At 34.5% G+C, this 12,951-nt stretch carries 12 protein-coding genes and 1 tRNA gene; 7 read left to right on the forward strand and 6 right to left on the reverse strand.

Features of this window, described 5'->3' with window-relative positions:
- Positions 1–16: 16 nt before the first annotated feature.
- The 3 genes from H710_RS04390 to H710_RS04405 form a co-directional block, all read right to left on the reverse strand.
- Positions 17–490, reverse strand: coding sequence for a peroxiredoxin (locus H710_RS04390; RefSeq protein WP_041849621.1), 474 nt, complete (start codon positions 488–490; stop codon positions 17–19).
- Between the two features lie 81 nt (positions 491–571).
- A complete protein-coding gene (gene tyrS, locus H710_RS04395) occupies positions 572–1,825 on the reverse strand; it encodes a tyrosine--tRNA ligase (protein WP_041849622.1) in 1,254 nt (417 codons plus the stop codon).
- A 360-nt stretch (positions 1,826–2,185) separates the two neighbouring features.
- The gene (locus H710_RS04405; protein WP_041849624.1) at positions 2,186–2,893 is read right to left on the reverse strand and encodes an alpha/beta hydrolase; all 708 of its coding nucleotides are present in this window, start codon (positions 2,891–2,893) and stop codon (positions 2,186–2,188) included.
- A gap of 178 nt (positions 2,894–3,071) precedes the next feature.
- On the opposite strand from H710_RS04405, the gene H710_RS04410 reads away from it, so the two are divergent.
- From H710_RS04410 to H710_RS04435, 6 genes are all read left to right on the forward strand, one after another.
- Positions 3,072–4,223: a cysteine desulfurase family protein gene (locus H710_RS04410; RefSeq protein ID WP_041849625.1), complete on the forward strand. Its 1,152-nt coding sequence runs from the start codon at positions 3,072–3,074 to the stop codon at positions 4,221–4,223.
- 158 nt (positions 4,224–4,381) lie between these two features.
- Positions 4,382–5,893 (forward strand): Fe-S cluster assembly protein SufB, encoded by a 1,512-nt coding sequence (sufB, locus tag H710_RS04415; protein WP_041849626.1) that lies wholly within the window; start codon positions 4,382–4,384, stop codon positions 5,891–5,893.
- A 58-nt stretch (positions 5,894–5,951) separates the two neighbouring features.
- Positions 5,952–6,707: a Fe-S cluster assembly ATPase SufC gene (gene sufC, locus H710_RS04420; RefSeq protein ID WP_041849627.1), complete on the forward strand. Its 756-nt coding sequence runs from the start codon at positions 5,952–5,954 to the stop codon at positions 6,705–6,707.
- A gap of 11 nt (positions 6,708–6,718) precedes the next feature.
- Positions 6,719–8,032: a Fe-S cluster assembly protein SufD gene (gene sufD, locus H710_RS04425; protein WP_052472887.1), complete on the forward strand. Its 1,314-nt coding sequence runs from the start codon at positions 6,719–6,721 to the stop codon at positions 8,030–8,032.
- Positions 8,001–9,245, forward strand: coding sequence for a cysteine desulfurase (locus H710_RS04430; protein WP_041849628.1), 1,245 nt, complete (start codon positions 8,001–8,003; stop codon positions 9,243–9,245). Before sufD ends, H710_RS04430 begins: the two co-directional genes overlap by 32 nt.
- Positions 9,238–9,642, forward strand: coding sequence for an SUF system Fe-S cluster assembly protein (locus H710_RS04435; protein WP_041849629.1), 405 nt, complete (start codon positions 9,238–9,240; stop codon positions 9,640–9,642). The genes H710_RS04430 and H710_RS04435 overlap by 8 nt, the downstream gene beginning before the upstream one ends.
- 53 nt (positions 9,643–9,695) lie before the next feature.
- Here H710_RS04435 and H710_RS04440 read toward each other — a convergent pair.
- Positions 9,696–9,785, reverse strand: a tRNA-Ser gene (locus H710_RS04440).
- Between the two features lie 154 nt (positions 9,786–9,939).
- Positions 9,940–11,148 (reverse strand): UbiH/UbiF family hydroxylase, encoded by a 1,209-nt coding sequence (locus H710_RS04445; RefSeq protein WP_041849630.1) that lies wholly within the window; start codon positions 11,146–11,148, stop codon positions 9,940–9,942.
- 120 nt (positions 11,149–11,268) lie between these two features.
- On the opposite strand from H710_RS04445, the gene pcsA reads away from it, so the two are divergent.
- On the forward strand, positions 11,269–12,015 hold the full coding sequence (gene pcsA, locus H710_RS04450; protein WP_280508810.1) for a phosphatidylcholine synthase: 747 nt from the start codon (positions 11,269–11,271) through the stop codon (positions 12,013–12,015).
- A 117-nt stretch (positions 12,016–12,132) separates the two neighbouring features.
- Here the strand turns inward: pcsA and H710_RS04455 are convergent, their stop codons facing one another.
- Positions 12,133–12,948, reverse strand: coding sequence for an MBL fold metallo-hydrolase (locus H710_RS04455; protein WP_041849632.1), 816 nt, complete (start codon positions 12,946–12,948; stop codon positions 12,133–12,135).
- Positions 12,949–12,951 lie beyond the last annotated feature (3 nt).

Genomic DNA, 12,951 nt, shown 5'->3' on the forward strand with positions numbered 1-12,951 from the left:
ATTGAATTATAGAATATTATTTTACCATAGCGCGTGCAGCTGCTAAAACCTTTTCAGCATGTCCAGATATATTAACTTTACGCCATTCTTCTACTATCTTTCCATTTGAATTGATAAGAAATGTGCTACGTTCAACACCCATATATTTACGCCCATACATGCTCTTTTCGATCCAAACATTATAATCTCTAAGAGCGGTTTTTTCTTCATCTGAAACAAGGATGATATCAAGTTTGTGTTTCGCTTTAAATTTATCGTGTTTTTCAATATTATCTGGAGATATACCAACAATAACGACTCCAATTTTATCGAATTCTTCTTTTAATCCTGTAAAATCAATCGCTTCTCTTGTGCATCCACTTGTATCATCTTTGGGATAAAAATATAAAACAACTGGTGTTCCTCGAAGATCGGAAAAGCATAAATGACTGCCACCATCACGTGGTAACTTAAAATCAGGGGCAATATCACCTTTAGTTGGTTGTGTCATTGGCTTACCTTTCTCTTTGATATGATATTAATCAATCTAGCTTATAAGTCATTTAAGAAACTATAAAATGTAGATCATAGATTATAGTCGTTTAATTAAAACGTGTTTTTTCTTTCCAAAGGAGATCTTAATGCTCTCTATTGTATTGATATCTTCTTCGGAAATTAAGCGAGTTTCATCTGTAACAATTTGATCATTTACACGCACACCTCCACCTTGAATATGTCGACGTGCTTCACTGTTGGATTTAGCTAATCCTGCTTGGACTAAAAGAGAAAGCAATCCAATACCTTTTTTAAATTCTATAGCATTGATTTCAATTGCTGGCAGATTATCTCCAAGAGTTTTTTCTTCAAAAGTTTTACGTGCAGTTTCTGCAGCCTCATTTGCAACAGTATATCCATGCAACATTGCTGTAATTTCTGTTGCAAGAATCTTTTTAGCTTCATTAATTTCAATGCCTTGTAATGCAGAAAGTTTAGAAATTTCATTCATTGGTAACGTGGTATAAAGTTTTAAAAATCGTGTTACATCAGCATCTTCTGTATTACGCCAATATTGCCAAAATTGGTAAGGTGAAAGCATATCTGCATTAAGCCATATGGCACCACTTAATGATTTACCCATTTTTGCACCAGAAGACGTGGTCAGTAATGGCGAAGTTAATGCATATAACTGTGGTGTTCCTAAACGATGTCCTAATTCAATACCGTTAACAATATTGCCCCATTGGTCTGAACCACCCATTTGCAGGCGTAATCCATAGCGCTTATTGAGTTCAACAAAATCATAACTTTGTAAAATCATATAATTAAATTCAAGGAATGATAAAGAATACTCACGCTCAAGTCTAAGTTTAACAGAATCAAATGACAACATACGGTTCACTGAAAAGTGTTTTCCTACATCGCGCAAAAATTCTATATAATTTATATTGCATAGCCATTCAGCATTATTGATAATGTGTGCGTCAGTTTTTTTATCACCAAATGTCAAATAATTGGCAAAAACCTTTTTAATGCCAACGATATTTTTAGCGATATCATCTTGTGTTAAAAGCATCCGGGATTCCTCTTTAAAAGAGGGATCACCGATCATACCTGTACCACCACCCATCAAAACAATAGGCCTATGACCAGTTTTTTGTAACCAGTAGAGCATCATGATTTGAAGAAGACTTCCAGCATGAAGACTTGAGGAGGTGGGATCAAATCCAATATAAGCAGTTACAATTTCTTTTAAGAAAAGATTATCTAGGCTTTTTTCATCTGAAATTTGATGTATAAAACCTCGCTCTTTCATAACATGTAAAAATTCAGATTTAAAAGAAAACATGGATTTATTTCCTGCATTTATAGGATTGGAAGCTAACGCGTTGTCTTTATCATAAATAATACAAAGCTCACAAGAATATGAAAATGTTGATTATAATAAAGAGCGATTAATTTCATAATCGAATAAAATTTTGAAATTAATAGTATTTTTTTAAAAAATACGTTAGCAATAATATCGAGATAATTAGAAGTTGCATTTTTTGTTTTAAGCATTCTCTTAGAATGAACAAGCTTAAGGAACGTGTGTTCATTGACTATATTGAATTATTTTTCAAAATTTATCTAAAATACAAAAATCATCATCTAAGTGTCTTAATCTTCCTAGAAAAAGACACTTTTGAAGTATTTAAGAGTAATTTTTTTATTTCTTATAAGCTTTTTGACGTCCTAAGTAAGAAGAAGAGATTTCAAGTGGAGAAACCAATCTTTCATTTGCAATATGATTATCTAAATATCGCGCACATCGCTCAAGAAGTTTTTTGTTATACCCACTGAAAAAGTGATTAGCCCCCTCTAATATTTCTTGCGTAATGGTAATACCTTTTTGCATTTTTAATTTATCAACAAGAGCTTGAATATCTTTTGGAGGAGAAACTTTATCAGAGTCACCGTGAATTATAAGACCAGAGGAGGGGCAAGGAGCAAGAAATGAAAAATCATAAATATTGGGTTGAGGAGCAATAGATATAAAACTTTCAATTTCTGGTCGACGCATTAAAAGTTGCATACCAATCCACGCACCAAATGAATATCCAGCTACCCAGCAATTTTGAGAATCAGGATGTTGTGTCTGCACCCAATCAAGTGCAGCGGCAGCATCTGACAGTTCACCTGTTCCGTAATCAAACTCACCTTGACTTCGACCAATTCCACGAAAATTGAAACGTAATGTGGTAAAACCACGTTGGTGAAACATGTAAAATAGGTCATAGACAATTCTATTATTCATTGTTCCACCGAATTGGGGATGAGGATGTAGAACAATTGCAATTGGGGCATTTTTTTGTTGTGAGGGTTGATAACGCCCTTCAAGACGACCTGCAGGGCCATTAAAAATGATTTCTGGCATTAAATGCTCCTTAAGTTATCATTGACCATAGTCAATTTTCACCGTAAAATCTGCTTTGTATATGCATAATTTATTGTACTTTAATTAATCGCTAAATACTCTGTTTTATAGGAATTTTTCAAGAAAATTGCGTTGTTTTTTGAAAATCAATTCATAAAAATTATATTGGAATTTTAAAATGGCTGTAAAACGCCGGTATTTTGATCATAATGCAACAACACCACTCACAAAAATAGCACGAATGGCGTTACTAGAATCTTTAGAGATTTTTGGCAATCCATCATCTGTACATACTGAAGGACGTGCTGCTAAAGCTTTACTACAAAAAGCGCGTCGGCAAATTGCCGATAGACTTAATGCAAATCCAGAGCATATTGTATTTACATCTGGTGCAAGTGAAGCAGCAATGACATTACTTACACCTCTTTATAATATGGGATATTCTAAAAAAGTACGATTTTCTCACCTTTATATTGGTGCTAGTGAGCATCCATCTATTGCAGAGGGGGGGCGTTTTTCTAAAAAATCAATCAGTGTAATTCCGGTTGATCAAAATGGTCTCATTCAACAAGAAAAATTAAAAAGCTTATTATCTACACATGATAAAAGAAAAGGTTTACCTCTCATTGCTATTCAAGCAGCAAATGGTGAAACTGGCGTCATTCAACGCATAAGAGAGATCGCTGATATTGTCCGCAACGCTGGAGGTGTATTCATTGTTGATTTGGTACAATATGTAGATAAAAATCTCATTGATATTAATCATTTTGGAGGGGATTTTTTTATACTTTCAGCTCATAAAGTTGGTGGTCCTAAGGGGGTTGGTGCTTTTGTTGCTAAAGGTCTTCTTATGCCACAACCTCTCATTGTCGCTGGTGGGCAAGAAAAAGGGTTCCGCGGGGGAACAGAAGCATTGCCTCTTATTGCTTCTTTTGGAGCCGCAATGACTGATTGCTTTACTCAAGAAGAGGTAAAACAATTAAGTTATTTGCGTGATAAATTAGAAGAAGGTTTACAAAAAATTAGCGATGAAATTGAAATTTTTTGCAAAAATGTCCAGCGTTTGCCGAATACTACTTATTTTTCTGTACGTAATATAAAAGCTGAAACAATGCAAATTTCCTTTGATTTAGCAGGATTTTCTGTATCATCGGGTTCTGCTTGTTTTTCAGGAAAAGTGAAGCAAAGCAAAGTTTTAGAAGCCATGGGATACTATGTACCCCAAGGTGCAATCCGTGTTTCAATAGGACGATATACAACTCTTAAAGATATCGATGACTTTTTATTAATTTTTTCTCAAATTATCAATAAAAACAAAAAATCAAATTGATCACTGAAAAAATTTAATACGGTCTTTTAAAAATAGAATAAGCTTGATTGAAATTTTCCTATTTTACATATAACCTAAAAACAGACTAATTGTTTTATTTCGAAAAAAGCAAGGTTTTTAGTCACCGGTTTTAGGCACCGGCAAAATGGAGAAGGTTGATGCCGGCAGTACAAGAGACGATACGTCAAGTACGTGAAATAGATGTTGATCAGTATAAATATGGTTTTGAAACCAATATTGAAATGGATAAAGCTCCAAAAGGCTTAAATGAAGATATTATTCGATTTATTTCTGCTAAAAAAGGTGAACCTGAATGGATGTTGACGTGGCGTTTACAGGCTTTTCATCGTTGGTCGACAATGAAAGAGCCTAATTGGGCGCGTATTCAATATCCAAAAATTAATTTTCAAGATCTCTGTTATTATGCTGCTCCTAAAAATCATACTGGACCAAAATCTTTAGATGAAGTTGATCCTGAATTATTGGCAACTTACGAAAAACTTGGCATTCCTCTTAAAGAGCAAGAAATTTTAGCTGGAGTAAAAAAACAAACTGAGAATTTTGCTTTTGATGATAATATTTATGGCTCCGGACGAGTGGCCGTTGATGCGGTTTTTGACTCTGTTTCTGTTGTGACAACATTTAAAGAAGAATTAGCGCGTGCTGGTGTCATTTTTTGTTCTATTTCAGAAGCAATTATTGAACATCCTGCCTTGATTAAAGAGTATTTAGGAACAGTGGTTCCAATCAGTGATAATTATTATGCCGCTTTAAATGCTGCTGTTTTTACAGATGGTTCATTTGTTTATATTCCTAAAGGCGTTCGTTGTCCTATGGAACTCTCAACTTATTTTAGAATTAATGAACGCAATACAGGTCAATTTGAAAGAACATTGATCATTGCAGATGAAAATTCTTACGTGTCTTATCTTGAAGGATGTACAGCACCTCAACGTGATGAAAATCAACTCCATGCTGCTGTTGTTGAACTCGTTGCATTAAAAAATGCTGAAATTAAATACTCTACAGTACAAAATTGGTATCCTGGTGATAAAGAAGGTAAGGGTGGTATTTATAATTTTGTAACGAAACGTGGGGATTGCCGAGGCGACCACTCTAAAATTTCATGGACTCAAATTGAGACAGGTTCTGCAATTACTTGGAAATATCCCTCTTGTTTACTCCGTGGTAATAATTCATCTGGAGAATTTTATTCTATAGCTATTGCAAATGGTTATCAACAAATCGATTCCGGTACAAAAATGATCCATTTAGGAAAAAATACATCAAGTCGTATTATTTCTAAAGGAATTTCAGCAGGCTTTTCAAATAATACTTATCGTGGGCAAGTGACTGCACACCGAAAAGCGCAAAATGCTCGTAATTTTACTCAATGTGACAGTTTGTTAATTGGTAATAACTGTGGTGCTCATACAGTACCTTATATTGAAGCAAAAAATGCAACAGTCCAATTTGAACATGAAGCAACGACATCAAAAATATCTGATGATCAGCTTTTTTATGTTATGCAAAGAGGGATTCCTGAAGAAGAAGCTATCGCGTTAATCGTTAATGGTTTTGTAAAAGAAGTGATTCAAAAGCTTCCCATGGAATTTGCGGTCGAAGCACAAAAGCTCATTGGTATTAGCCTCGAGGGTAGTGTAGGTTAATTATTAATAAAATAGAAATGCTCGTTGAATATTAAAGTAACGAAACCAGGATTAAATTATGTTAGAAATCAAAAATTTACATGCTTGTATTTCTGAAACCAATACAGAGATTATTTGTGATTTAAATTTAACTATTCAAAATGGTGAAGTTGCTGCCATTATGGGACAAAATGGAGCAGGGAAGTCTACTTTATCTTATTTGCTTGCTGGTCATGATGATTATAAAATAACAAAGGGAGATATTCTTTATAATGGACAATCCATTTTAGAGATGGATCCAGCAGAACGTGCAGCATTTGGTATTTTTCTTGCATTTCAATATCCGATGGAAATACCAGGTATTGCGACAATGGAATTTTTAAAGGTTGCTATGAATTCTCAACGTAAAGCCCGTAATGATGAAGAGCTTAAAATTCCTCAATTTATTAAACGTGTTAAAGAAATTGCTTCCAAACTTGAAATCGATATGGACATGCTTAAGCGCCCATTAAATGTTGGCTTTTCAGGTGGAGAAAAAAAACGAGCTGAAATTCTTCAAATGGCTCTACTTGAACCTACACTTTGTATTTTAGATGAGACAGATTCTGGCTTAGATATTGATGCATTAAAAATTGTTGCTGATGGTGTTAACAGACTTCGTAGCTTGGAACGCTCATTTTTAATTATTACTCACTATCAGCGGTTGCTTGATTATATTGTACCAGATACGGTGCATATTCTCCATAAAGGTCATATCATAAAAAGTGGAGACAAATCATTAGCACTTTATTTAGAAAAAAATGGATATGCTGATATCATCGGTGAAGCAGCTTGAGGTCATTAAATATGAGTATGAACTCGCAGCAAGAATTAATAGAAATTGAGACTAATATCATCAATTATTTTAATCAACGTGTCAACAATTTACCAGGCAATAAAGAAGTGCAGGCGATACGCAGAAGGGCTATTGAGTTATTTCAAAAAACAAAGTTGCCTTCACGCAAAATTGAAAATTGGCACTATACTAATCTACGTACTTTATTGAAATCTGTTAGTGACTTTTCAGAAATAAATAATCAAGAATTTATCAATCCATTACTTTCGGAAAATATTATTTTTGCTATCCAAAATGGTAAAGTATTCACACAATCAAAAATAGCGAATATTATAGTAAAAAAAATTGCAGATTTATTAGAAGAAAATGATACAAAAATAATAGATCAAGTGATTTCTGATGATGACTTTATTGGGCAATTAAATACAGCTTTTGTAACGGATGGTTGGATTTTTCAAATTCCTGAAAATACAAAATTAGATGTCCCAATCGAGTTACAAAATATTCAAATGAGTGGGCAATCGCATATTTTTTCAGAGATTAAGGTTGGAAAAAAAAGTCAAGTTACAATGATTGAACGCCAAATTGGTAACGACCAAAATAGCCTTGTCAGTTCTATATGTTTACTGCATGTTGCAGCGCATAGTGATGTTACATGGATCCTTATCCAAGATCGAGGAGTGAATTCTACACAATTTGGTCGATTTCGTGCTGTGCTTGGTGAAAATGCTAAATTATCACTTTATATAATTAACATAGGTAGCCAGCTTAATCGTCAAGAAATTGATATAGAATTACAGGAAAAAGAAGCTAATTTTCAATTGCGCGTGATCAATTTATTATCTGGGCAAACACATAGTGATATTACAATGAATGTTCTCCACGCTGAAGAAGCATCAACCTCAACGGAGATCATACGCAATGTGATTACGGATAAGGCTCATGGTGTTTTTCAAGGAATGATACGTGTTGCAAAAAAAGCTCAAAAAACAGATGCACGTATGGCTTGTAATAGTCTTATCCTTTCAGATGATGCAGAATTTGACGCAAAACCTGAGTTAGAGATTTTTGCTGATGATGTTTCTTGTGGTCATGGTGCAACGGTTACTAAAATTAACCGTGACCATCTTTTTTATCTAATGGCACGTGGTATTTCCTTTAAAATGGCTCGTGCACTTATAATCAAGGGGTTTGTTTCAGAATTAATTGATGACATCAATCAAGATGATGTCCAAATTATTTTGGATAATATCCTTGGTAACTGGTTAAACAAAAATATCTCTAAGGAAAAAAATGGAAAATCACACACAAACATTGAATTATAATGTAGAAGAAATTCGACGTGATTTTCCTATTTTGCACCATACTGTTTATGGTAAGCGATTAGCTTATCTTGACAACGGAGCTTCTTCTCAAAAGCCACAACCAGTTCTCGAGGCAATGAATAATATTCATCAAAGCAGTTATGCTAATGTCCATCGAGGAATACATTTTTTATCAAATTCAGCAACACAATTTTATGAAAATTCTCGTGAAACGGTTCGTTCTTTTTTAAATGCACAAACAGTTGAAGAGGTTATTTTTACTAAAAATGCAACAGAAGCTATCAATACTGTAGCTTATGGTTGGGGAATGTCTAGTTTGAATGAAGGTGACGAAATCATTCTCACGATCATGGAGCATCATTCAAATATTGTTCCCTGGCATTTTATCCGTGAACGCAAAGGTGTTAAGCTTGTTTTTGTGCCCGTTGATGAAGATGGTATTTTACACATTGAAGATGTTCAAAAAGCTTTTAGTAATAAAACTCGGCTTGTTGCTATTACTCATATGTCAAATGTATTGGGAACTGTTCCCCCTGTTAAAGAGATAGTAAAGCTAGCGCACCAAAATGCTGTTCCCGTTCTTATCGATGGTTCTCAGGGAATTGTGCATTTAACAGTTGACATGCAAGACCTTGATTGTGATTGGTATGTTTTTACCGGTCATAAGATTTATGGTCCTACAGGTATTGGTGTTCTTTATGGAAAAAAATCTCGCTTAGAAGAGATGAATCCTTTTCAAGGAGGAGGGGAGATGATTGAGGAGATAACTGTCGATCAGGTTTCCTACAACTCTCTTCCATATCGTTTTGAAGCTGGAACTCCTCCTATAGTCGAGGCTGTTGGATTGGCTACTGCTATTAATTACATAGATGAAAAAAATAAAAATTCTATTCATGCACATGAACTGGAACTTTTGGCTTATATGCATGAAAGGCTTGAAACAGTTAAATCATTGCGTATTTATGGTCGTGCCCCTAACAAGGGACCTATCGTATCTTTTACAATTGAAGGCATTCATCCACATGATATCGCAATGTTTATTGATCGGGAAGGGATTGCTATACGTGCAGGAACACATTGTGCACAGCCTCTGTTGCAACATTTTAGCTCAACATCAACTTGTCGTGCATCATTAGCCATGTATAATAATCACGAAGATGTTGACCAACTAGTTAAAGCATTAGAAAAAGCAAGGACATTTTTTAATGGATAAATCAACTGAAGCATCATGTCATTCTGCTCAATCAGTTGATAGAGAAGATGGAAAAGAAAAAGCTTATATATCAGCAATTCCAGCAGCTGAAATTGATCGTATGACGAATGATATCGTTGCTGCTCTTAAAACCATTTATGATCCAGAAATTCCTGCTGATATCTATGAACTAGGGTTGATTTATCGTATTGATATTGAAGATGATCGTTCAGTAAAAATTGAAATGACACTTACAGCACCTGGTTGTCCTGTTGCAGGTGAAATGCCAGGCTGGGTAGAAAATGCTGTGAGTGCAGTTGAGGGTGTTTTAGGAGTTGAAGTGGCCATGACATTTGACCCACCATGGACACCCGATCTCATGTCAGAAGAAGCGCAAATCGCTACCGGATTATACTAAAATTTTCTAAATAAAGACTCTTTAAGAAAACCCCTTGAAGACCCTTTTGAGTGTGGCGGAGGGGGTGGGATTCGAACCCACGGTACAGTTTCTTGCACGCCGGTTTTCAAGACCGGTGCCTTAAACCGCTCGGCCACCCCTCCAAACCATTTTAAAGATATACGCTTTTCTACAGGGTTCCTGCCAAAGGTCAACCACCCAAATACGGTTCTAAACATTTTTAATGTAATTATTTTTGTCCTTTGATCAATATTTATTTTAAATCGCGTATTTTTTGTAAAATATTTTAATTACAACCTAAGAGAGTATTCTTTTGATTATCAATTCCTTTAATCCATAACCGGGATGTATTCCTTCTCGCATAAAAAAATTACGTAACGGCGAAAAATTACGTAATAATTCAAATCCAATACTTCGCATAATATGAATAGGAAACATATTAGAAAGCAGAGCACAATTTAGTGCATGAATAGATGCTGTATGAATGAATATATCAGGTTTACGATATCGATTATAATAGGAAATAATCGTCTTAGGATTAAAATCAGAGATTTTATTAGATAAAATATCAATTAAAGTTTGAACATCACGAAATCCCAAATTTAATCCCTGTGCTCCAATAGGAGGAAAAACATGAGCGGCTTCTCCTACTAAAATTGTTCGATTAGCAGCAAAGCAACTAGAAATAAGACCTGAGAGAGGGTACGCTTGAACTGCTGTGTCTACTGTTATCTTACCGAGCATTGATTGCATTTTATCTTCAATAATTTTAGCAATCACTTCAGACTTCATATTCAATAATTCTTTAGCATGCATGAGATTAGAAACCCATACAAGACTAGATTTATTTCCTGGTAAAGGAACTTGTGTAAAAGGACCATCCTTTGTATGAAATTCATTTGATATGTTATTATGAGGTAAAGTATGTAAAAAATTTAAGATAAGAGCTGTCTGTGGATAGTTCCATTGTTTCACATTAATTCCAGCTGCTTGCCGTGCTAAAGAGTTCCGCCCATCGGCTGCAATAATAAGTGATGCTTGAATTAACTGACCATCTGAAAGAGTGATACATACATGATCTTGTTGATGATGAAAGAATTTTGCTAAAGAAGGAAACTTTGCAATACCTGGTGTATGCGTGATGGCATGCATTAAAGCATTGTTCAGTGTGGAATTAGGTATATTATAACCGAAAAATTCTTCATTAATCTCAGAAGAATAAAAACTTATAGTAGGAGAGCGTATAATTCTAGATGTTGCATCAATAATTCTTATTGAGGATAAAGCTGCAGCATGACATTTGATAATATCCCAAATGTTAAGCTTTTGAAGCATACGAATTGCTGGCATCATAAGAGCAGATGTCCGTAGCTCACTCGTATGGGGAGGCAAACCAATAAGAGAAACGGAATAACCTTCGTGCACAAGATTAAGTGCTGTTAGCATACCAATTGGACCTGTACCAATAACAGCTATATCGCTATGTCCGTTTTTTTTAGATATCACAATATTAATTTATCTTATTTTCTAAATTATAATAAAATACTTTTTCTTATTGCATAACCTAATAAATATTACGATACAAACATAAAAAAAATAATCGAGTTGGGAAACGAGGATAAAAAATTGAAACTTAAACCAAACTGTTTGTGCAAAAAAACAATAATAGTACCACAAGCAAGGGCTTTTTCTGTCCACTTGCTAACAGCTTCAGGTTCATTTTTAGCATTTCTTTCTTTGATATCTGCATCTGAAAAAGAGTGGATTACTATGTTTTGTTGGCTTGGACTTGCTCTTCTTGTTGATGGAATCGATGGGCCAATTGCACGCAAACTTGATGTTAAATCTGTACTGCCAACGTGGTCTGGTGAATTATTAGACAACATTATTGATTATGTAACTTATGTTTTAATCCCAACTTTTGCTTTTTATCAAAGCGGTTTTATGAGACCAGGATTATCGTTTTTATTAAGTGCTATTGTTGTTATCTCGTCAGCTATCTACTATGCAGATACTGGAATGAAAACAAAAGAGAATTTTTTTAAAGGATTTCCTGTAGTTTGGAATATGATTCTTTTCATGCTTTTTGTGGTAAAGCCAGGAGAATGGATTGCGTTTATCACTGTTTTGCTTTCAGCAATTCTTTCTTTCTTACCTATTTATTTTATTCACCCAGTAAGAGTTATTCGTTTACGCATGCTTAATCTTCCAATTTTTCTTATATGGTGTGCTTTCGGTGCTGCTGCACTTTATTATCAGCTTAATACCCCATATTGGGTTAAGGTTGGAATTTCAATTACTGGCATTTATATTTACTGTATTGGAGCTATCATGCAATTATTCCCCCAATTAGGTGCACAAAAGAATAATTAGATAAATATTTTAAGCATATGTTTATCCTACTATTGTATGTATTCATCTTACGATTGCATAATATATATTATGGAACTTTTTAATAAACACACAAAAAATCAGTAATCTATGACAGCTTTAATCTTCAGCTTCAATTTCAAAGTTAAGTCCTTGATATGCTGGTTCAATATGTGGTGGAACGTATTTTATAACATCGTTATAATCTAGCGAATTATCCATATGTGTTAATATAGCTCGTTTGGGCTTAAGATAATTTATCCAATACAATGCTTGATCAACCGAAAAATGACTAGGATGAGGTTTAAATTGAAGAGCATCAATAATTAAAACATCCAAATTCATAAGACCTGGAAGTATTTTTTCAGGAAATTGGTTCACATCTGTGCAATAAGCAACATTGCAAATACGAAAACCCAAAGAATGAATAGTACCATGAAGCTGTAAGTGCGTGTTAAAAGTAATTTCTCCACCCTGCCCGCTAATTGTGAATTTACTCTCTTCATCTATAAGATGCGCTTTTAAAATTGGAGAATAACATGATCCCTTTGGTGTTTGAAAACAATAACCAAAAGCCTTATTAAGGTGCTTTAGCGTGAATGCATTTGCATAAATATCTATTAAACACTTTTGTGCGAGTGCATAGCTACGTAAATCGTTAATACCATGAGTGTGGTCTGCATGAGGATGCGTGTAAATAGCAGCATTAAGATGGCTAACACGCATATCTAACATTTGTGATCGAAAATCCGGACCAGTATCAATAATAACAGTTGTTTTTAAGCCTGATTTTTGAATTCTCTCAACTAATAAAGAAGTTCTATAACGTTTATTTTTAGGATTATTCGGATCACACGCTCCCCAAAAACCATTAGGACGCGGAACTCCTGGTGATGAACCACAACCCAATATCGTAAATCGGTAGCAATCAGACATTCT

It is taken from the genome of Bartonella bacilliformis Ver097 (assembly GCF_000709795.1).
GTDB classification, from domain to species: Bacteria; Pseudomonadota; Alphaproteobacteria; order Rhizobiales; family Rhizobiaceae; genus Bartonella; species Bartonella bacilliformis_A.